General features: G+C 56.0%; 19 protein-coding genes and 1 pseudogene. 8 read left to right on the forward strand and 12 right to left on the reverse strand.

Annotation, left to right across the window (positions count from 1 at the left end; genetic code table 11):
- From AB9F26_RS18385 to chvE, 5 genes are all read right to left on the reverse strand, one after another.
- The gene (locus tag AB9F26_RS18385; protein WP_369768677.1) at positions 1 to 933 is read right to left on the reverse strand and encodes a Gfo/Idh/MocA family protein; all 933 of its coding nucleotides are present in this window, start codon (positions 931 to 933) and stop codon (positions 1 to 3) included.
- Complete coding sequence (gene araD, locus AB9F26_RS18390; protein ID WP_335585192.1) at positions 934 to 2,676, reverse strand: L-arabinonate dehydratase; 1,743 nt, start codon at positions 2,674 to 2,676, stop codon at positions 934 to 936. It lies immediately after the preceding gene.
- A gap of 11 nt (positions 2,677 to 2,687) precedes the next feature.
- Positions 2,688 to 3,884 carry a multiple monosaccharide ABC transporter permease gene (gene mmsB, locus AB9F26_RS18395; RefSeq protein WP_369768678.1) on the reverse strand — a complete coding sequence of 399 codons (1,197 nt, stop codon included), beginning with the start codon at positions 3,882 to 3,884 and terminating at the stop codon, positions 2,688 to 2,690.
- An 11-nt stretch (positions 3,885 to 3,895) separates the two neighbouring features.
- Complete coding sequence (gene mmsA, locus AB9F26_RS18400) at positions 3,896 to 5,416, reverse strand: multiple monosaccharide ABC transporter ATP-binding protein (RefSeq protein ID WP_369768679.1); 1,521 nt, start codon at positions 5,414 to 5,416, stop codon at positions 3,896 to 3,898.
- A 78-nt stretch (positions 5,417 to 5,494) separates the two neighbouring features.
- On the reverse strand, positions 5,495 to 6,559 hold the full coding sequence (chvE, locus tag AB9F26_RS18405; RefSeq protein ID WP_369768680.1) for a multiple monosaccharide ABC transporter substrate-binding protein: 1,065 nt from the start codon (positions 6,557 to 6,559) through the stop codon (positions 5,495 to 5,497).
- Between the two features lie 169 nt (positions 6,560 to 6,728).
- On the opposite strand from chvE, the gene AB9F26_RS18410 reads away from it, so the two are divergent.
- Positions 6,729 to 7,661, forward strand: coding sequence for a LysR family transcriptional regulator (locus AB9F26_RS18410; protein WP_369768681.1), 933 nt, complete (start codon positions 6,729 to 6,731; stop codon positions 7,659 to 7,661).
- On the opposite strand, the gene AB9F26_RS18415 is transcribed toward AB9F26_RS18410, so the two are convergent.
- The 6 genes and pseudogenes from AB9F26_RS18415 to AB9F26_RS18440 form a co-directional block, all read right to left on the reverse strand.
- Entirely contained in the window at positions 7,592 to 7,777 is a 186-nt protein-coding gene (locus AB9F26_RS18415; protein WP_369768682.1) for a hypothetical protein, read from the reverse strand. The genes AB9F26_RS18410 and AB9F26_RS18415 overlap by 70 nt on opposite strands.
- A pseudogene (locus AB9F26_RS18420) lies at positions 7,722 to 7,982 on the reverse strand (TRAP transporter large permease subunit); the annotation flags it as partial. The pseudogene AB9F26_RS18420 and the gene AB9F26_RS18415, both read right to left, overlap by 56 nt.
- A gap of 72 nt (positions 7,983 to 8,054) precedes the next feature.
- Positions 8,055 to 8,192 (reverse strand): hypothetical protein, encoded by a 138-nt coding sequence (locus AB9F26_RS18425; protein WP_369768683.1) that lies wholly within the window; start codon positions 8,190 to 8,192, stop codon positions 8,055 to 8,057.
- A 184-nt stretch (positions 8,193 to 8,376) separates the two neighbouring features.
- Positions 8,377 to 8,547 carry a hypothetical protein gene (locus AB9F26_RS18430; RefSeq protein WP_369768730.1) on the reverse strand — a complete coding sequence of 57 codons (171 nt, stop codon included), beginning with the start codon at positions 8,545 to 8,547 and terminating at the stop codon, positions 8,377 to 8,379.
- A 43-nt stretch (positions 8,548 to 8,590) separates the two neighbouring features.
- The gene (locus AB9F26_RS18435; protein ID WP_335585199.1) at positions 8,591 to 9,316 is read right to left on the reverse strand and encodes an STAS/SEC14 domain-containing protein; all 726 of its coding nucleotides are present in this window, start codon (positions 9,314 to 9,316) and stop codon (positions 8,591 to 8,593) included.
- Positions 9,317 to 9,454: 138 nt separating this feature from the next.
- Positions 9,455 to 11,749: a Tex family protein gene (locus AB9F26_RS18440; RefSeq protein WP_335585200.1), complete on the reverse strand. Its 2,295-nt coding sequence runs from the start codon at positions 11,747 to 11,749 to the stop codon at positions 9,455 to 9,457.
- Between the two features lie 212 nt (positions 11,750 to 11,961).
- On the opposite strand from AB9F26_RS18440, the gene AB9F26_RS18445 reads away from it, so the two are divergent.
- Both AB9F26_RS18445 and AB9F26_RS18450 read left to right on the forward strand, forming a co-directional pair.
- On the forward strand, positions 11,962 to 12,531 hold the full coding sequence (locus tag AB9F26_RS18445; protein ID WP_335585201.1) for a carboxymuconolactone decarboxylase family protein: 570 nt from the start codon (positions 11,962 to 11,964) through the stop codon (positions 12,529 to 12,531).
- Positions 12,532 to 12,694: 163 nt separating this feature from the next.
- Positions 12,695 to 13,294, forward strand: coding sequence for a TetR/AcrR family transcriptional regulator (locus tag AB9F26_RS18450; protein ID WP_369768684.1), 600 nt, complete (start codon positions 12,695 to 12,697; stop codon positions 13,292 to 13,294).
- 277 nt (positions 13,295 to 13,571) lie between these two features.
- Here AB9F26_RS18450 and AB9F26_RS18455 read toward each other — a convergent pair whose 3' ends face one another.
- Positions 13,572 to 14,264, reverse strand: a complete 693-nt coding sequence (locus tag AB9F26_RS18455) for a TetR/AcrR family transcriptional regulator (protein WP_335585203.1) — start codon at positions 14,262 to 14,264, stop codon at positions 13,572 to 13,574.
- Positions 14,265 to 14,415: 151 nt separating this feature from the next.
- Here AB9F26_RS18455 and AB9F26_RS18460 point away from each other — a divergent pair, with 151 nt between their 5' ends.
- From AB9F26_RS18460 to AB9F26_RS18480, 5 genes are read left to right on the forward strand one after another with little or no spacing between them, the layout of a single operon-like run.
- The gene (locus AB9F26_RS18460) at positions 14,416 to 15,276 is read left to right on the forward strand and encodes a xanthine dehydrogenase family protein subunit M (protein ID WP_369768685.1); all 861 of its coding nucleotides are present in this window, start codon (positions 14,416 to 14,418) and stop codon (positions 15,274 to 15,276) included.
- Entirely contained in the window at positions 15,273 to 15,761 is a 489-nt protein-coding gene (locus tag AB9F26_RS18465; protein ID WP_335585205.1) for a (2Fe-2S)-binding protein, read from the forward strand. The genes AB9F26_RS18460 and AB9F26_RS18465 overlap by 4 nt, the downstream gene beginning before the upstream one ends.
- A complete protein-coding gene (locus AB9F26_RS18470) occupies positions 15,758 to 18,112 on the forward strand; it encodes a xanthine dehydrogenase family protein molybdopterin-binding subunit (protein ID WP_335585206.1) in 2,355 nt (784 codons plus the stop codon). Before AB9F26_RS18465 ends, AB9F26_RS18470 begins: the two co-directional genes overlap by 4 nt.
- A 26-nt stretch (positions 18,113 to 18,138) precedes the next feature.
- Positions 18,139 to 18,600 carry a CoxG family protein gene (locus tag AB9F26_RS18475; RefSeq protein WP_369768686.1) on the forward strand — a complete coding sequence of 154 codons (462 nt, stop codon included), beginning with the start codon at positions 18,139 to 18,141 and terminating at the stop codon, positions 18,598 to 18,600.
- A gap of 58 nt (positions 18,601 to 18,658) precedes the next feature.
- Positions 18,659 to 19,732: a C4-dicarboxylate TRAP transporter substrate-binding protein gene (locus tag AB9F26_RS18480; RefSeq protein WP_039001135.1), complete on the forward strand. Its 1,074-nt coding sequence runs from the start codon at positions 18,659 to 18,661 to the stop codon at positions 19,730 to 19,732.
- The last annotated feature ends 32 nt before the right edge of the window (positions 19,733 to 19,764 follow it).

The following is a 19,764-nucleotide window of genomic DNA, read 5'->3' on the forward strand; positions in this document are numbered from 1 at the left end:
TCACCAGTTGAAAGGATCGACAACCAAGCGTTTCCCGAGCGTGAAGGCGTCGGACACATGGGTCATTGGCGATAGATCAACTTCGATTTCATTCTGCGCAACGAGGTCGGCAAAACGGGCGTAAAGGTGGCGGTATTCGAGATTGTCTCCGCGCCCAATTTCGACGCCATCAACGCTAAAGGCGGCACCGCCCTCGCTCAAAACAGCCTTGCCTTCGGCGGTTTGAATGTGGATGTCCCACGATTGCTCGCCTTCCTGACGCCAGTCAAACGCGGCGGTGATTTCGACGCCTTGCGGGTCAATAAATGTCAAATCAGCCGCAATCGGTGTGTCCCGATTGGAAGGAAACGAAAGGTCGGCTTTGGACAGGTGCATTGCGCGAGGATAGATTTCGGTGAGGACAGACAGGCCATTGATACCCGGATCAAACACGCCCAAACCGCCTGCTTCCCAGATCCATTCCTGACCGGGATGCCAACGGCGCACGTCCTCTTTCCAGATCACATCGACCTTCTCAATCGTCTTGTCACTGAGCCATTCCTTGGCCATTTGTACGCAAGCCGCATGGCGCGAATGCCATGTGGCAAACAGCGAAACACCCTGTGTTAGAGCCAAAGACACCAGCTCATTGATTTCACTCAAAGTCGCACCAGGGGGTTTTTCCAGCATCACATGACGGCCCGCGAGAAGGGCGCGGCGCGCATCGGCGTAGCGCACTTGCGGCGGGGTACAGAGCGAAATGCAGGTCACATCGGGGCGCGCGGCAAGCATGCTTTCCAAACTTTCATAGCCGTCCACGCCGCCAACAGTCGCATTGCGACTGGCGGTGGCCGCCAACTCAAACCGGTCACTTTCCGAGATTGAAGGAATATGTTGATCGCGGGCAATTTTACCGACGCCTGCGATGCCTACTTTGAAAATTTGTGTCGTCATTTAATGTGAATCCCTCGGAACAGCGTTACCGCGACACCCTTGCAGAAAGTCGAAATCAGCGCCAGTGTCCGCGCCCATAACATGGTCGTAGAACAGTTTGGCATAGCCACTTTCGGGGGCTTTGATCGGGTTTTTCCATGCGGCCAGACGGCGGGCGATTTCCTCATCGGAGACCTCAAGATGGATGCGACGGTTTTTCATATCCAACTCGATCATGTCGCCATTTTGGACAATCGCGAGGGGACCACCCGCAGCCGCTTCGGGGCTGGTGTGCAGTAAAACCGTGCCATAGGCCGTGCCCGACATGCGCGCGTCGGAAATGCGCACCATATCGGTAATGCCCTTTTTGAGGACCTTCGGCGGTAGGCCCATATTGCCCACTTCCGACATGCCCGGATAGCCGCGCGGCCCGCACATTTTAAGGACCATCACACAGGTTTCGTCGATATCGAGATCGTCGTCATTGATCTTGGCTTTATAGTCGTCGATGTCTTCAAACACCACGGCGCGACCGCGATGTTGCAGCAAATGCGGGCTGGCGGCGGAGGGTTTGAGCACCGCGCCGTTGGGGGCAAGGTTGCCGCGCAACACGGCAATACCGCCTTGTTTTGCCAGCGGCGCATCGGCGGGCATGATGACGTCTTCGTTGTAGTTCTGCGCGTCTTTCACTTGATCCCAAGCGGTTTCGCCAGAAACAGTGATGGCGTCTTTGTGGAGCAAATTCGCCTCGCCAAGACGCTTGATCACCGCAGGAAGGCCGCCCGCATAAAAGAACTCTTCCATCAGGAATTTGCCCGACGGCATCAGGTTTACGATGGTCGGCACGTCGCGGCCCAAAGTGTCCCAATCGTCGAGATTGAGCGCAACGCCGACACGGCCCGCAATCGCGGTGAGGTGGATCACGGCGTTGGTCGAGCCGCCGATCGCGCCGTTGGTGCGGATCGCGTTCTCGAACGCTTGGCGGGTCAAAACGTCGGACGGCTTAAGGTCTTCTTTGACCATTTCCACAATTCGGCGGCCCGTAACGTGGCTCATGACGCGGCGGCGGCTGTCGACGGCGGGGATCGCGGCGTTGCCCGAAAGCGTCATGCCCAGGGCCTCGACCATGCTCGCCATCGAGGAGGCCGTGCCCATCGTGTTGCACGATCCGGGGCTGCGGCTCATGGATTGTTCTGCTTCGAGGAAGTCCTCTTTCGACATTTTGCCGGCTTTGATGTCTTCGGACATTTGCCAAAGCGCGGTGCCAGACCCGACCCGTTCGCCACGGAACCAGCCGTTGAGCATCGGGCCGCCAGAGACCATAATCGCGGGCAAATCGACCGAAGCCGCACCCATCAACAGGGCAGGGGTTGTCTTGTCACAGCCGCACAAAAGCACGACGCCGTCCAAGGGATTGGCGCGAATGGCCTCCTCGACATCCATCGCCGCGAGGTTGCGGTACATCATCGCGGTTGGGCGCAATGTGCTCTCGCCGGGGGAGAAAACGGGGAATTCGAGGGGCAATCCGCCAGCTTCGTAAATCCCGTGTTTGACCCGTTCGGCAAGGTCGCGCAGATGCGCATTACAGGGGGTCAATTGCGACCACGTGTTGCAAATACCGATCACGGGGCGACCATCAAAAAGGTCGGCAGGAAGCCCCTGATTTTTCATCCAACTGCGGTGATAAATGCTATCGCGGCTGGTGCCGCCAAACCATTCCTGCGAGCGCAGTTTGCGGGGCCATTTTGCGGGAGTGAAAGCCATAATCTTAGCCCTTAACCTTGTTTCTGTTTGTTATAAACATCAAAGATAACCGCCGCGAGAAGCACGAGGCCTTTGATAACTTGTTGATAATCAATGCCAATCCCCATGATTGACATGCCGTTGTTCATCACGCCCATAATAAACGCGCCCACGACCGCGCCGACGATTTTACCAACGCCGCCCGACATGGATGCGCCGCCAATAAACACCGCCGCGATGACATCAAGCTCAACCGCGAAGCCCGCTTTTGGCGTCGCTGTGTTGAGGCGCGCGGCAAATATCAGCCCCGCCAAGGCGGCCAATACACCCATATTGACGAAGGTCAGGAACGTGAGCCGTTCGGTGCGAATACCCGAAAGTTTCGCGGCTTTGTTGTTGCCGCCAAGAGCATAAACGCGCCGTCCAATGGTGGTTTGCTCGGTGATGAAGGCGTAGATCACAGTCAAAACGCCCATTGTGACCAACACGTTCGGCAAGCCACGGAATGTCGAAAGTTTGTAAGCAACGAACAACAGCGCACCGGCAACAATGATATTACGGGCGATGAAAAAGCTCAGCGGTTCGTCCTCAATGCCATAAGACGTGTTGCGCGCGCGTTTGCGCAGACCAAGCCACAGGATGGACATAGCGGCGATAATCCCAACCACGAGGGCGGTGACATTTGGCCGTCCGACGTTAAACAAATCGGGAATAAATCCTGTGGAAAGCAGCTGGAACGATTTGGGGAAGGGGCCGACGGATTGCCCTTCCAACAGCCAAAGCGACAGGCCGCGAAACACCAGCATCCCCGCAAGCGTCACGATAAAACTTGGGATATTCCAGTAGGCAACCCAATAGCCTTGGGCGGCGCCAATCAGCGCGCCAAAAACCAGACACAACGGGATTGCCAGAAACACAGGCAGATCATAATTGACGATCATCACGGCGGCCAAAGCGCCGATAAACCCCATAACAGAGCCTACCGAGAGGTCGATATTGCCGCCCACAATCACGATCAACATGCCAAGCGCCATGATGATAATATAACTGTTTTGCAGGAACAGATTGGTGATGTTCACGGGTTTGAGCAGAACGCCCCCCGTGACGATTTGAAAGAAACCCATGATCGCGATGAGGGCGAAAAGCAGCCCGTATTCGCGCATGTGACCAAGGAGATAGCGGCCCATGCTTGCGCTGTCTTTGGCGGATTTTGTGGCTGTTTGCGACATGCGACTGGGTCCTAATCTGTTACAATAAGCGACATAATGCGCTCTTGGTTAGCTTGGGCGGCGGAGAGTTCCCCGACAAATCGCCCTTCGTTCATGACGTAAATCCGGTCACTCATGCCCAGCAGTTCGGGCATTTCGGAACTGATCATCACCACGCCTTTTCCTTGCGCCGAGAGGTCGTTGATGATCCCGTAAATCTCAAATTTCGCGCCGACATCAATGCCGCGCGTTGGCTCATCGAGGATCAAAACTTCGGGACCGGCAAAGAGCCATTTTGACAACACAACTTTTTGTTGGTTGCCGCCCGACAGGTTCATCACTTTCTGAAAAACGCTCGGAGTGCGAATGTTCATGGCTTTGCGATAGCGCTCGGCGACTTTGCTTTCTTCGGCGTGATTCAGAATGCCGTTTTTTGAAACATCATCCAAGTTCACCAAGGTCGTATTGTGCAGGATCGAATCCTCAAGCACCAAGCCCAATTCCTTGCGATCTTCGGTGACATAGGCCAAGCCGTTTTTGATCGCGTCGGGCACGGTGGCTGTTGAAATCGGCTTGCCGCGCAGCTTCACGTTGCCCGAGATATTCTGGCCGTAACTTTTGCCAAAAATGCTCATGGCGAGTTCGGTGCGGCCAGCACCCATGAGGCCCGCAATGCCGACAACTTCGCCGGCGCGAACGTGGAAATTAATGTCCTTGATGACCTGCCGCGTAGCATGTTCGGGGTGGAAAACGTTCCAGTCGGACACCTCCATCAGCATCTCGTCGGCGCGCCGTGGCCGCGCGGGATAGCGTTGCGACATGTCGCGCCCCACCATATCGCGCACTATCTGGTCCTCGGAAATATCTTGGGTGCGGGCATCGAGCGTCGAGACGGTCGCCCCGTCGCGAATGACGGTGATCGTATCGGCGACGCGGCGCACTTCGTTGAGTTTGTGACTGATGATAATCGAGGTCACGCCCTCGGCCTTCAGCTCCAACAACAGATCCAAAAGCGCCTGACTGTCAGATTCCGAAAGCGCGGCTGTTGGCTCGTCGAGGATAAGCAAGCGCACGTCCTTGGATAGCGCCTTGGCGATTTCAACAAGCTGTTGTTTGCCCACGCCCAGCCGATCAATCGGGGTGGCGGGGGCTTCGTTCAGGCCAACTTTCTTGAGCAGTTTCTCGGTACGGCGATAGGTTTCTGGCCAATTGATCACGCCTTTAGTGGCGCACTCATTGCCAATAAATAGGTTCTCGGCAATCGAGAGAAGCGGCACAAGGGCCAGTTCTTGGTGGATGATGATAATGCCGAGCGCTTCGCTGTCACTGATCCCAGAGAACTCGGTGACTTGACCCTCGAAATGGATGTCGCCCTCATAGGTCCCTTTGGGATAAACCCCTGAAAGTACCTTCATTAGGGTCGATTTCCCCGCTCCGTTTTCGCCAACAAGCGCGTGAATTTCGCCTTCTTTGATCACCAGATTTACACTGTCGAGCGCCTTGACCCCTGGAAAGGTCTTGGTGATATTTCGCATTTCCAGAAGTGTTTGCACAGTTTTCTCCCCCATAGTTAAGCTTGTTCCGCCCGCAGGACACGCAGGCGGAACAGGCCTTCTTAAACTGCGCGTGACCTAGAGGTCGTCTTTTTTGTGATAGCCAGAATCAATCACAATCGCTTCGTAGTTGGAGCCGTCCACCGAGACGGGTTCCAGCAGATATGACGGCACGATTTTCTTGCCGTTGTCATAGGTGGTTGTGTCGTTGATTTCCGGTTCGCCGCCTTGAAGAAGGGCCTCAACCATGCCCACGGTTACGCGTGCAAGTTCGCGGGTGTCCTTGAAAACGGTTGAATATTGCTCGCCTGCGATGATCGATTTGATCGATTGCAATTCGGCGTCTTGGCCGGAAACGATGGGCATAAGCAAATCGCCAGAGCCATAGCCGACACCCTTGAGTGAGCTGAGAATACCGATGGAAAGGCCGTCGTAGGGGCTCAAAACACCGTTGATTGTGGCGTCGGTGTAATGTGCGGACAACAGGTTATCCATGCGCGATTGTGCAACGGCGCCATCCCAACGCAGGGTGCCGACCGTGTCCATGCCCATTTGGCCGGAAACGATGTTGATTGTGCCCGCGTCGATCAATGGCTGAAGAACCGACATCGCGCCGTTGTAGAAGAAATAGGCGTTGTTATCGTCGGGCGAGCCACCAAACAATTCAACATTCCATGTGTCTTGGTCGGGGAAACGCTCTTTGAGGCCGTCCACAACCGAGGTTGCTTGCTGCACGCCAACTTTGAAGTTGTCGAAGGTTGCGTAATAATCGACATACTCGCTGTCGCGGATTAGGCGGTCATAGGCGATGGTTTTGATGCCCGCAGCATTTGCGTTTTCGAGTGCGTTAGAGAGTGTTGTGCCGTCGATTGCCGCAATCACAAGCACGTCGACGCCTTTGGTGATCATGTTTTCGATCTGGGCCAACTGGTTTGGAATGTCGTCTTCTGCATATTGCAGGTCAACATCATAGCCTGCTGCTTCGAACTGTTCGACCATGGAGTCGCCGTCCGAAATCCAACGGGCCGAGGACTTGGTTGGCATCGCAATGCCGATGGTGCCTTTTTCTGCGGCGAAGGTTGGCATGGCCACGAGGGCTGTGCTGAGTGCGAGGGCAGTGAGCCCAAATGTCCGTCTTTTCATAACTTCCTCCCAAAAGCTGATAGATCGTAGGTTCGACCCATCAGGCCCCTAAACAGGGCTTTTTCTCCGACAGTCATGTGCTGCCTGACGGGGAAGGTAGGCTGGTTTTGATATAACAATCAAATTACAATAATTGACATATTCATACCATTATTGGTATCAACAAGGAATGAAAGATCTCCTCAATCGCATTCAGCTCCGCCACCTGCGGCTAATCCATTCTGTTAACGAGGTGGGGCAACTTTCAATTGCGGCGGATCGACTCGCCATTACCCAACCCGCGGCGTCGCGTATGCTAGCGGAAATCGAGACCATGGTTGGTAAGCCGCTTTTTGTGCGCAACCCCAAGGGCATGATCGCGACGCCGATTGGCGCGGTGCTTGTGCGCCACGCAACGAGCCTATTGCAGGGATTAGCGGCAACCGTGAATGAAGTTGGGGCGTTTGCGACGGGCAAAAAGGGATCGGTTCGGGTTGGCTCGGTAACCGGCGCGGCTGTGGCCTATGTTGTGCCTGCAATTCAGTCTCTAATGCTAGGCTCGGGGGGGGCGGACGTGCATATTGAGGTGGGTCCAAGCGATGTGCTTATGGCGGGCTTGGTCAATGGCGACTATGATTTCATCCTGTCGCGCGTTTCGCCGGAAAACGATCCGCGCATGTTTGATATTCAGCATGGACGGGTCGAAACCGTAGAGTTTTTGATCCGCGCCGCGCATCCCCTCGCGAAGATTAAAGCGCCGAGCATTACGGATTTGGCGGGGTACAATTGGGTTGCACAAGCCCCTGGCACACCGATGCGACAGGCCGTTGAGGAGACGTTTTTTGCCAACGGCGTTGCCCTACCTGCCGAGATTATCAACACGCCATCGCTGTTGGTGATGATTGCCTATGTGCAAAACAGCGATTCAATCTCGCCGATTTCGAGCGAAGTGGCCAACCTTTTGGTCAGCTCAAAAGTGGGGGGGATTCGGTCGATAAAAATACGGCAATCCATCATCATTTCCCCGTACCACCTCATTCAGCTCAAAAACGTTCAGAGCAGCCCAATTGCGGCGGAACTGCGGGCCAGAGTCATAGCCGCGCTGTCGGCAAACGCGCTGTGAGCGATCGGGTCGGCCCCTGGAAATACCAGAGGCACGAACCCATTGAAGAGATAGACTACGCTAATGCCAAAATGCACCGCATCGATCCCAAGCTGTGCCGCGAAGGGCAGCAACATCGGTGTCAGAATAATCGGCGTCGACGGCGGATTCAGACGGGGTAAAGACGCCCGAAAATATTCCGCCCAGAATGATCAGCGGTTCCATTAAGCCCCAGCTTGCGGAGCGAAATCTGCGCCCGATGGTTGAGACGTTGAACGGTGCGCGGCGCGGATAGGCGCGGCGGTGCCTCCGCGTAAGCGCAACCAAAATAAGGCCCATGCCATGGCAACATCCTGAATAAAGCCAGTGGAAGCAGTTTTGCGACCGTTTCCAGCGCTATCTCTGCGTTGATAATCATCGGAACAGAAGGGGGATGACCACGACAACGGCCGTCGTAGTCGCGGCCCCAGAACCCGAGATCGCAATAAAGAAAATGCCTGCCAAAACCGACACGATGGTGAGGCCGCCCTGGTCGAAAAACCAGCGGAGCACCGAGATACGTCCCTCAGATCAAAAGGAAACGTGCGCCTCCTCCGTCCACCTCACAGATGTGAAAGACCCCCGTGAGATTATTTGCAGGGCGATCACGGCTGTGAGTCCGGCCATACCAGCAAGGGCCACGGACTGAAGCACCGCGCCAACCATTCGGTCGATTCACGCCAGCCCTTTCAACATTCTACTTCAACGCGTCTTCGATTACTTTCATGCCACTGTCTTTGAGCGCTTGAAGGTGTTCACCCTCAAGTTCTGCATTGAGCGCGCGCTCATATTCCGCGGCCTCTTGTTCAGATTCGGCGACGATCACTTGTCTCTCTTTGGAAAGCTCGGCCCGTTTTGGCGTGCCCATCACGACAATCGCCCTTCGAAAAGTAGATTTGCGCCCAAATGGCCTACTGCTTAGTTAGCCAATCTTTGGCGGCCTCAAAATCCGCCCCTTCGAAAAATCGGGTTTCCGCCTCAAGAAACGTCCCGCCAATGCGTTCGGCAAGACGTTGCCAAGCGCTATTGCCAACGAGTGCCAGTTTTTGAACCATTGGCGCATGGGCGCGAGCAAAGCCTAGGTGGGCGGAGAGGGCGGAAATCCCTTCCCAGCCGTCAAATTCCCGCAGATCCAAAAGAAGGCAAAACCTGTCGAGCCCACGCGTGCGCGCGTCCAAATCCGCTGCCGTATTCGCGTAACTTGCGGGGTCGAGTTTTCCCAAGAGTTGCAACTGAAACGCATTTCCCCCGAGGTCGCGGATGTGCATCGCTCCCAGAGATTCCCTGAGCCAACGTCGTGCCGTGTCACTTTCGGATGGATCGAACATTTGCACTGGGCAGGGCGCCAACGGTGCAAATGCGCCCATCGCCGAACGCATCCATCCACGGCCTGCGACCACCGCGATGCGATCAAATCCCCGCCAATGACTGAGGCCGAGTTTTAGGTCGGACCAAGCGCCGCCAACGTCATAGGACACATCCTCGTCGAGAACGGCCAACATGCGAACATGGTCGTTTTCCCGCAAAGCCTCCTCGATCGCCGGGACGAGAACCGACTCATAGTCGGAGGCCGTGACCAGCCCGCTAAAGCGAACTTCAAGTTGGTCTGAAGAGCCGGAATCAATCAATTGGATCATTGGTGTTTACCCCCTGAATAATTGGTGCGCGGATTGGAACGCTTGAATTCACGTCCAAGCTTAACCCTCACATTGCATTACACAAGGACAATACTGGCCCCTCGCGTGCTGGCACTGCCGACAAAGGACACTTCCTTTTTAGCGTTTTAGGGCCGCGGCCAAGGCCGATGCTAGGGCGCCCGGGCTTTCATCTTGCGATTTTGGGGCAGGTACGGATTTGGCTTTATGCTTGGGTTCTGATCGGCTGTTTGGGGCGGGTTCGTTATTGTTATCCTTGCGCATGGTTAGGCCAATGCGCTTGCGCGGCACGTCTACTTCTGTCACGCGCACGCGGACGACATCGCCTGTTTTCACGATCTCATGCGGGTCTTTGACGAAGCGATCGGCGAGTTGGCTGACATGTACCAACCCGTCCTGATGCACGCCGATATCGACGAAAGCGCCGAAGGCCGCGACATTGGTCACCGTGCCCTCAAGGGACATGCCGGATTTGAGGTCGGTGATGCTTTCGATGCCCTCCGCAAAGGTGGCGGTTTTGAAGGCGGGGCGCGGATCACGGCCCGGTTTTTCCAACTCGGAGAGAATGTCGCGCACGGTCGGCAGGCCGAAGTTCTCGTCGACGAATTGGTCAGCGGTCAGGCCTGCGAAGGCTTGGCTATCGCCCATGATCGCGCGCACGTCACGCCCGCAGGCCTTTACGATTTTGCGCGCAATGCCATAGGTTTCGGGGTGAACGGAGGAGGCGTCTAGCGGCTCTGTTCCGCCGGAAATACGCAAGAACCCTGCACATTGTTCAAAAGCTTTTGGCCCCAGTCCGGCGACCTTCAGCAGAGCTTTGCGGGAGGCAAAGGCACCGTTTGCGTCACGGTGCGCCACGATGTTTTGGGCGAGCGATGGCCCAAGTCCCGCGATGTGCGACAAGAGGGGCGCGGAGGCCATGTTGAGATCAACACCGACCGCGTTCACGGCGTCCTCGACGACCGCCGCGAGGGAGAGCGCAAGGTGGCGTTGATCGACGTCGTGTTGATACTGTCCAACGCCAATTGCCTGAGGTTCGATCTTGACCAATTCTGCGAGGGGATCTTGCAATCGCCGTGCAATAGAGACTGCTCCGCGAATGGAAACGTCCACATCGGGGAACTCCTGCGAGGCCAATTCGGAGGCGGAATACACGGACGCGCCCGCCTCGGAAACGATGACGGGGCTTGGGCGGGGGAACCCTGCGGGTAGGTTTTTGAGGGTGTCCGCGACCAGCCGTTCGGACTCGCGACTCGCGGTGCCATTGCCGATGGCGATCAGGGCGACATTGTGTTTGCGGATCATGTGGAGCAGGGTTTCCTCCGCGCCGCGCAGGTCGTTGCGGGGCTGGAATGGGTAGATCGTGGCAGTATCGACAAGCTTGCCCGTTTCATCCACCACTGCGATTTTACAGCCCGTGCGGATACCCGGATCAAGGCCGAGGGTCGCGCGCGCACCCGCGGGGGCTGCCAGCAAGAGGTCGCGCAGATTGCGGGCGAAAACTTCGATTGCGGTGACGTGGGAGCGGCGGCGCAGGTCAGTCAGCAAGTCCATAAACATGGTCATGCTCAGTTTGAGGCGCCATGTCCAACTTGCCGCGTCTTGGAGCCACTTATCGCCCAGCCCTTGGCCCGGAATGCCGATCTCGGCGGCGACCATGCCGACCACGCGGTCAAGGCCCGCTTCTGGGTCGGGCGCGATTTCGAGGATCACGATCTCTTCTTTTACGGCCCGTAGAATGGCGAGGGCGCGGTGCGAGGGGATGGTCGCCCATTTTTCGCTGTAGTCGAAATAATCGGAGAATTTGGCGCCGAGGTCTTCTTTGCCTTTACAGACGCGGGAGGTTACGAGGGCCTCTTTCTGCATGAATTGCCGCAGACGCCCCAACAGGACAGCGTTTTCGCCAAGCTCCTCGGCGAGAATGTCGCGCGCGCCGAATAGGGCGTCTTTTTCGCTTGGAACGGCTTCGGATAGGTATCCCTTTGCCAAGACCGACGGATCGGCGGCACGATCATTTAGAATGCCGCGCAGCAGAAGCTCCAAGCCATTTTCGCGGGCGATCATCGCTTTTGTGCGGCGTTTGCGTTTGAAGGGGAGATAGAGGTCTTCCAGTACCGCTTTGGTGTCGGCCGCCGTGATCGCGCGCGCGAGGGCGTCGGTGAGTTTGTCCTGACTGGTGATCTCGCTCAGGATGCTGGCGCGGCGCTTTTCCAGATCGCGCAGATAGCTCAGACGCTCGGCGAGGCGGCGCAACTGCGTGTCGTCTAGTCCGCCTGTGACCTCTTTGCGATAGCGTGCAACAAAGGGAACCGTATCGCCGCCATCCAGCAAGGCAACCGTCGCGGTAACCTGTTCAGGGCGCGCGCCAATGTCGGTCGCGATGTTACGGGCAATACGGTCAACGGTGGCGTTCATGGCAGTTCCTTCAGGTGATCTGAGGGACGTGATATCCCTGTAGGTGCTGACGGCCAAGCCCTTTAATCAGCAGGCGGCGGGATTTGGCGATCCCTGTCGAATATTGGCGTCTCACGTTTGAGTGATCACTCAAAGTATCTATTGAGCAACCACTCAAACGCTGTCATGTCCATCCCAGCGAAAATGAAAACCTACGCTTGAAAGGATACTCCATGACAAACTTCCCGATCCACACCATCGAATCCGCCCCCGAAGCCGGCAAACCACTTCTGGAAACCTCCCTTAAAAACAACGGTCGCATTCCAGGCCTGCACGGCACAATGGCCGAAGCGCCACAACTGCTCGCCGCATACAACTTTGCCCACCAGCAATTCATGGCGACAACGATGACCGATGAAGAGAAAACTGTTGTTTGGCAGACGATCAACGTTGAAAATAATTGCCACTATTGTGTGCCTGCCCACACGGGAATCGCCAAGATGATGAAGGTGGACGACGCCATCACGGAAGCTCTGCGCGACGAAACGCCTCTGCCGACAGCCAAGCTTGAAGCCTTGCGCACCTTCACTTTGGTGATGGTTCGTGACCGTGGCTTTGTAGCTGATGCCGACACACAAGCATTTCTTGACGCGGGCTTCACAGAAACCAACATCCTTGAAATCATTCTAGGGGCTGCGCAAAAGTTGATGTCAAACTACACCAATCATTTTGCAAAAACGCCTGTCGACCAAGTGTTCCAAAAATTCGCTTGGGAAAAGAAATCAGCCATCGCTGCTGAATAATAAATTGCCGGGGAGGGAGACCGCTCCGGCAATCCACCTGCTGCCCAAAGGCACCTCTCTCGCTGTCCTGCTGTTCGACAGCAAACACCTTGTCACAGGGGCACAAGACGTGGATAATTACACAAGTATTCTTGCCCAGCTTGCCAAAATGAGAGGCTAACCCATGGCGCGCGCCACAAATTATAATCGGGATGCAGCGCTTGATGCGGCCATGGCTGTGTTTTGGCGCAAGGGTTACCATGCAACGTCTTTGAAAGATCTGGAAGCCGCGTTAAACATGAAACCCGGAAGTATTTACGCGGCTTTCGAAAGCAAGGAAAACCTCTACCTTCTGGCGATTGATCGCTACTATGAAGCATCTCGTAAAGGGTTTTACGAGCAAATGGCCACGGCTACAACGCCCCTTACGGGGTTGGCCGCGCAGTTTCAAAATTATGCGGGCCTTGCGCAGGGAGATCCATCGCGACAGGCCTGTATGCTGATGAAAACGGTTCTTGATACCGCTTCAACCGACCCCAAAATCGCGGCGGCATCGCAACACTACCTTGATCAAATGTGTGCTGGGTTCGCCGAATGTTTCAAAGCGGCCCTTGCCGTGGGAGAGCTGCCGCACGACGCAGACCCCATGCGCCTCGCGCGGCGCTATCAAGCCAATGTCTCCGCCCTTCGCGTGGAATTGCAGCGCGGAACACCCCGAGACGACATCTTAAAACTCGCCGCTGACATGGCACAAGAGACGCTGGACCTCGGCGTCTCTCGTTAGGAAGAGCAACGGATAGCCCTTGCCTCGAACCTTCACGCATAAACTAAGGAAAAAATAATTCCGTTGACCCTTCAGTGGAGTGAAAACTTTGATGTGGGTGCAGATTGCCAACCACCGTTCAAGTTTAGCGGTTCTATGGGCGTTGCTGCACAGATCGGCAGCAGCTCGGAACGCGCCCTACCCGAGGGAGAAATCTGGCACTGCTATTTCAACCCCAGTAATCCAGCGCTTCAAGCCTTGGGTCTGACGCGGCGGGTGCGTTTGCTTCGGGATCTTGTCACGACGATATGCGTTGAACTTGTGCCGCATCTTCAAAGGGTTGTGAGGGGAGCGTCATAGCCCCGTTGAAAAAAGTCTTCACTGTGTTTGCAACCGCGAGTTCAACCTCAATTTCAACGGGTTCGCCGTAAATGTATTTCCGAATTGCGATATAAAACACGGCGCCGTGCAGCCCCCAAAAAAGCTCGAGTTCTGCTTCGCTCAGAGGGGCGGTGTTCGCACCTTGATCAAGCTCGCAACGGAGTTCCATCGCGGCAGGACGAATGATTTTGGTGCGGATGATGTCGAGGTAACGTTCTGTCAGACCATAAGATTTCAGCCCAGAGGATACAAAAATCCGGACCCAGTCATAGTCAAACACACGCGCAGCGTATTCAATATAGAACTGGGTCAGTCGGTCTTGCAGACTGAGGCTGCGGTCCAGCACCAATGGCTCCCAATCGGGGTTCCACCGCTTCACATAAATATGGTCATAGACCCGTTCAATCAGCGCGTCTTTGCTCTCGAAATGTCGGTAGATCACAGCGTGCGAAATCCCCATTCGTTTTGCAAGTTCGCGGGTCTGCCCTTCAAACCCACATTCAGCAAAGAACCGTACCGCTTCCGAGATTATCAATTTCTCGCGGTCCTCGCGGCGCATGTTTTTACGGCGCGGTTGCGCGGCGATTGTTGGGTTGTCTGAACCTGCCATAAATTTCTCACTTAAGTTTCTTTCAGTATAGCCCGACTTAATGAAATAACCAAGTGGTCACTTTTTTCTTGACGGACCATCTTCCTCTCGCTTATCAAAAGTGACCAGATGGTTACAACTTCGGCTGGAGGGCTGAAATTGAGGGGGGAACATGAAATCACCAGCATTTGAATATATGCGGGCCGAAAGCGTTTTAGACGCAATGGCGGCCTATGCAGGTATGGACGGTGATGCGGTTTACCTTGCGGGAGGGCACAGTGTGATGCCGTCGATGGCATTGCGCTTACAAGCTCCGTCGTTGATGATTGACCTTGCCAATATCGAAGCGCTGACTGGCATTTCGCTTCAGGATGGGTGGCTTCGTATTGGCGCTATGACGCGCCACGTTCAGGCGATGAACGACCCGTTGATCGCAACACATGCACCCCTTTTCGCCGCCGCCGCACCGTTTGTCGCACATCCCGCCATCCGCAATCGCGGTACTCTCGGCGGGAGCCTGGCGCATGCAGATCCGGCTTCCGAGTTTCCCGCAGCGGCTGTCGCTATGCGGGCCGAGCTTGAAATTGCGTCGCAAACAGGCACGCGTCGCGTGCCAGCGGATGCGTTTTTCCGCAACATCTATGAAACAGCAATCGAGCCCGGAGAAATCCTGCAGGCAATATACGTGCCCAACCCTGTGGCGGGGCAAATGATTGGGTTTGATGAGATCGCCCGAAGACGTGGAGATTACGCAATGGTGGGAGTTGCGGTCCAGGTCGTGTCCGTAGAAAACACAATAACAGACGTCAGTATCGCTTTGTTCTCCGTCGGAAATAAACCAACGCGCGCTGTTGGAGCGCAGGCGGCTTTGATGGGGCGGGCGTTGGATGGCGCATCGATTTCCGCGGCACAGGCCGCGCTTGGTGATGATCTTGATCCATCTGATGATCCACAGTTTCCCGCCAGCATGCGCGTCCACTTGGCACGCGTGTTACTGGGCCGAGTTCTGGCAAATCTAAAGGCGGTAGCATGAAAACCGATATCAATTTTACCGTGAACGGAGAGGCCGTCCGCGAAGCGATTGAGCCGCGCACCAGTCTCGCGGATGTGTTGCGCGATAACCTGTCTTTGACGGGCACGCATTTGGGGTGTGAAATGGGCGCTTGTGGGGCCTGTCTGGTGTTGCTGGACGGCGCTCCGGTGCACGCCTGCTTGGTTCTTGCGGTGCAGGTTGCAGGGCAAAATATCGAGACGATCGAAGGTTTAAACAACAGCGGGCTGGTCGCAGACCTGCAAGAACAATTCCATGATCGCAATGCGCTGCAATGTGGGTTTTGCACGAGCGGCATGTTGATGTCAGCGCATGCTTTGTTGTCGCAAAACTCCATGCCGTCACGCTCGGAAATACGGGATGCCTTGTCGGGAAATTACTGTCGCTGCACTGGCTATGAGGCGATAGTCGATGCGATCTCGGCCACGGCTGAGCGACGGTCAAAAATGGTGGAGGGCGTGCAATGACAACCTCCAAGGGTCATATTGGCCAATCACATCGGCGGGAAAATGCCCTGCGCCATTTGGCCGGACGTGGGCGTTTTGTGACCGATCTGGTGCTGCCGCGCATGCTTCATGTCGCCTTTGTGCGCAGCCCGATGGCCAAAGGCAAGATCGTTGAACTCGACGTTTCGGATGCCGCTGCGGCCTCCGGTGTCGTGCGCGTGTTCACGGCCGAAACGTTAAACGATATGTGCGCGCCATGGACCGGTGTTCTTGATCACTTCGCAGGCATGCAAAGCGGGGCGCAAAACCTGCTTGCCGAGAAAGAAGTGCTTTGGGCAGGGCATCCGGTTGTGATGATTTTGGCGCACAGCCGTGCCGAGGCCGAAGACGCCTGCGAGCTGGTCATGTTGGACATCGAAGATGAAGACGCGGTTGTCGATGGCGAGGCAGCGCTGGTCGGCGGGTCGCCTCTGGCGGCCGAAGGGCTCGACAGCAATCTGTGTTTTCAAACGGTGCTGAAGACGCCCGGTTTGGAGGAGGCGTTCTCAAGTGCTGCGCATGTCGTCGAAGGCAACTTCACGTTTGGACGCCACACGGCTGTCTCACTTGAACCCCGAGCGATTGTCGCAGATTTTGATCCTTCAACAGGACAGTTGAATGTGCATCAAGGCACCCAAACGCCTTATCAGTTTCAGGACGTCTATTCCCGCCATTTTGGTCTGCCCGAAGGTAAAGTTCGCGTGATCGCGCCCGATGTTGGCGGCTCGTTCGGAATGAAATTGCATGTCTATCACGAGGAAATGGCAACGGTTGCTGCCAGTCTGAAACTGGGGCGACCGGTACGTTTTGTGGCGGATCGGCTGGAAAGCTTTTTGTCAGACATCCATGCCCGCGACCACCGTGTTAAGGCCCGTATGGCGCTCGATTCAAACGGCGGCATTCTGGCGATGGATGTCGATGACATGACGCAAATAGGCGCGTTCTCAAGCTATCCGCGCACCAGTGTGGCCGAGGGCAATCAGGTGATCCGCCTAATGGGCGCTCCCTACCAGATGCCGGACTATCGCGGACGGTTGTCTGTCGTTTTTCAAAACAAGGTGCAGACCAGCCAATACCGAGCTGTTGGCCACCCGATTGCCTGTGCCGTCACCGAAGCGTTGGTTGATCTGGCAGCGGAAGAGTTGGGGCTGGACCCGTTTGAGATGCGCCAGCGCAACTTGGTGGCCGATGACGCGTATCCCTATGTGTCTGCGACCGGATATCAGTTTGAAAAGCTGTCACATCAGGCGAGCTTGGCAAAACTACGTGATTTGATGGGCTATGACGCGCTGCGCGAAGAACAAGCTACTTTGCGCACACAGGGTATTTATCGCGGCATTGGCATCGCGCCCTTCGTGGAAATTACCAACCCGGGCGCGACGTTCTATGGCGTCGGCGGCGCGCGTATTTCGGCGCAAGACGGTGCGGTGGTGCGTTTGACACCCGCAGGAGACGTGTATTGCGCGATCTCGGTGACAGAACAAGGGCAGGGCACCGAAACCATCATCGCCCAAGTGATCGCAGACCAGTTGGGCGTAACGCCCGATCAGGTGAAAGTCTCCACCGGAGACACAGACACAACGCCAAGCGGCGGGGCAACATGGGCCTGTCGCGGCGCGGGCATTGGCGGGGAAACTGCCTTGCGGGCTGGGCGCAAATTACAGGAACAGATCCTGACCTTGGCTGCGGCCATCCTGCAAACGGATCCAACCCTGCTGTCCCTTGCTAATGGGGCGGTGGTCGACACGGCAACGCAACAAGAGCGGATTACGCTGGCCGAAATTGGCCGCATTGCAACCTATCGTCCGGATACTCTGCCAAAGGGCTGCGACCATTCGCTGACGGTCGCACAACATTACGCGCCGACGGGCTATCCGTTTGATTTCACGAACGGTATTCAGGCCAGCTATGTCGAAGTTGACATAGAAACCGGTGTCACGCGTTTGCTGAAACACTGGGTCGTTGAGGATTGTGGCCGTATTATTAATCCGCTTTTGGTCGATGAACAAATTCGGGGCGGCGTGGTCCAAGGGCTCGGACCCGCGTTTTTCGAAGAGTGCCTGTATGACGACATGGGCCAGATGGTAAACGCGTCTTTGGCTGATTATCTGGTGCCGATGGCAGGCGAAATGCCCGACATCGAAATTGCCCATATCGAAACACCGACGCTGGATACAATCCTTGGCGCGAAGGGCGTGGGGGAGGCGGGAACCGCGGCTGCTGGCGCTGCTGCGATGAACGCCGTGAATGATGCGCTGCGCCCGACGGGGGCACGTGTTTCCCAAACCCCAATGACGCCGATGCGTATTCTGACCGCCCTAGGGCATTTGTAAAACGGGTCAATTAAAGGACAATAACGATGGAACTTCAAGGCACCCAACCCCTTAGCGCAACCCCTGATCAAGTGTGGACGGCGCTCTTTGATCGCGATGTTTTGGAGCGGGCGATCCCTGGCTGTGAAAGCTTGGAGCAGACCAGCGACACGAGCTTCTCCGCCGTGGTTAAGTTAAAGATCGGGCCCGTCTCCGCGCGCTTCAAAGGCGATGTTGAGTTGAGCGACATTGACCCCGGCAAGTCCTGCACATTGTCTGGCAAGGGCTCTGGCGGGATCGCGGGCTTTGCCAAGGGTGCGGCGCGTATGACGCTGACACCAGAGGGCGATGGTACCGTGCTGGATTATACCGCAGACGTTGCAATCGGGGGGAAACTCGCCGCCTTGGGGAACCGATTGATCAAGGCTACAGCCCAGAAACTTACCGGCGAATTCTTCGCCAATTTCACCACCGCTCTGACTGGCGAGGCCAAAGAACCCGCCGCTTGAGTGTTTAACACGACCAATACTGACCGCGCAGGACGCGGGATTTCTAAGGGAGGAAACCATGAAATCAACTCGCCGAGCCTTTTTGGCTGCATCTTCGGCTACGCTTGCGTTGCCATTCTTGAACACCCGTCTGATCGCGGCGGAAACCATCAACATCCAGATCGGCTCTAGCCATCCGACGAACAACATCTGGGTCTATGCGATGCAAAACGCATTGCAGCCTGAACTAGAACGTTTGCTGGCCGACGCTGGGGGCAATTACACAGTCAACTGGAACGAAAATTACGGTGGCACACTTTACAAATTCAAAGATACCCGCTCCGCTGTGCGCGATGGGATCGTTGATATCGGCATGGTCGGTACGGTTTGGGAAGGATCGGCAATGCCTTTGCAGAACGTCACCTATTTCACACCCTTCGCAAACGCCGACCACAATGTTGTCATCGATATTTTTGACAAGCTGACGGATGAGCTTCCGGAGCTTCGGGCTGGCTGGACCGATCAAAACATGGTGCACCTATCTTCGCTGGTAACCGATAGCTATGACATCTATTCGAACTTCCCGATCGCGTCTGTTGACGACGTGAAAAATCGCCGCCTAAACGCGCCTGGAACGTCTGCCAATTGGCTGGCAAACACGGGCTGCACACCAGTTAACGGCGCACTAACAACTTATTACACGGATATCCAAACAGGCGTGTCCGAAGGGACGTTGTCCTTTGCCAGCGGCATTCAGCCAACCCGCGTGTATGAAGTGGCTCCGCATTTGACACGCGTCGGATTTGGGTCGATGTACTTTGGCGGGATCGCGGTAAATAAGCAGTTCCATGATGGTTTGCCTGCCGAAGTGCAAACCGCGCTCCGCGAAGCTGGCCGCATTACGTCCCGCAGTCACGGCGACTATGTGACCGAGCGTTCGACCAGTGCGATGACAGAAATGGTCGCCGCGGGCCTTCAGGTTTCGGAAATGGAACAGGTCGAGCGTGAGAAATGGGCTGCAACGTTGCCTAATGTTGCCAAACCTTGGCTGGATGCAAACGGTCCGGCGGCTGCCGTCGTGATGAAAGCATATTTCGACGAACTCAAGGCGCGCGGGATCACCCCAGCGCGTGATTGGTCCGCCGAAATCTAGGCCAAGACAAGCAACGCAAAACCATACGATTT

The sequence above is a fragment of the Falsihalocynthiibacter sp. BN13B15 genome (assembly GCF_041205415.1).
Classification (GTDB): domain Bacteria; phylum Pseudomonadota; class Alphaproteobacteria; order Rhodobacterales; family Rhodobacteraceae; genus Falsihalocynthiibacter; species Falsihalocynthiibacter arcticus.

Excerpts from the sequence above, each read along its gene's own strand:
- AB9F26_RS18450 (WP_369768684.1), top strand. The coding sequence starts at position 12,695 with ATGGCGCGCGCCACAAATTATAATCGGGATGCAGCGCTTGATGCGGCC.
- AB9F26_RS18445 (WP_335585201.1), top strand. The coding sequence starts at position 11,962 with ATGACAAACTTCCCGATCCACACCATCGAATCCGCCCCCGAAGCCGGC.
- AB9F26_RS18440 (WP_335585200.1), bottom strand. The coding sequence starts at position 11,749 with ATGAACGCCACCGTTGACCGTATTGCCCGTAACATCGCGACCGACATT.
- AB9F26_RS18430 (WP_369768730.1), bottom strand. The coding sequence starts at position 8,547 with ATGGGCACGCCAAAACGGGCCGAGCTTTCCAAAGAGAGACAAGTGATC.
- AB9F26_RS18480 (WP_039001135.1), top strand. The coding sequence starts at position 18,659 with ATGAAATCAACTCGCCGAGCCTTTTTGGCTGCATCTTCGGCTACGCTT.
- AB9F26_RS18470 (WP_335585206.1), top strand. The coding sequence starts at position 15,758 with ATGACAACCTCCAAGGGTCATATTGGCCAATCACATCGGCGGGAAAAT.
- AB9F26_RS18465 (WP_335585205.1), top strand. The coding sequence starts at position 15,273 with ATGAAAACCGATATCAATTTTACCGTGAACGGAGAGGCCGTCCGCGAA.
- AB9F26_RS18410 (WP_369768681.1), top strand. The coding sequence starts at position 6,729 with ATGAAAGATCTCCTCAATCGCATTCAGCTCCGCCACCTGCGGCTAATC.
- AB9F26_RS18435 (WP_335585199.1), bottom strand. The coding sequence starts at position 9,316 with ATGATCCAATTGATTGATTCCGGCTCTTCAGACCAACTTGAAGTTCGC.
- AB9F26_RS18415 (WP_369768682.1), bottom strand. The coding sequence starts at position 7,777 with ATGTTGCTGCCCTTCGCGGCACAGCTTGGGATCGATGCGGTGCATTTT.
- chvE (WP_369768680.1), bottom strand. The coding sequence starts at position 6,559 with ATGAAAAGACGGACATTTGGGCTCACTGCCCTCGCACTCAGCACAGCC.
- araD (WP_335585192.1), bottom strand. The coding sequence starts at position 2,676 with ATGGCTTTCACTCCCGCAAAATGGCCCCGCAAACTGCGCTCGCAGGAA.
- mmsB (WP_369768678.1), bottom strand. The coding sequence starts at position 3,884 with ATGTCGCAAACAGCCACAAAATCCGCCAAAGACAGCGCAAGCATGGGC.
- AB9F26_RS18385 (WP_369768677.1), bottom strand. The coding sequence starts at position 933 with ATGACGACACAAATTTTCAAAGTAGGCATCGCAGGCGTCGGTAAAATT.
- AB9F26_RS18460 (WP_369768685.1), top strand. The coding sequence starts at position 14,416 with ATGAAATCACCAGCATTTGAATATATGCGGGCCGAAAGCGTTTTAGAC.
- AB9F26_RS18475 (WP_369768686.1), top strand. The coding sequence starts at position 18,139 with ATGGAACTTCAAGGCACCCAACCCCTTAGCGCAACCCCTGATCAAGTG.
- AB9F26_RS18455 (WP_335585203.1), bottom strand. The coding sequence starts at position 14,264 with ATGGCAGGTTCAGACAACCCAACAATCGCCGCGCAACCGCGCCGTAAA.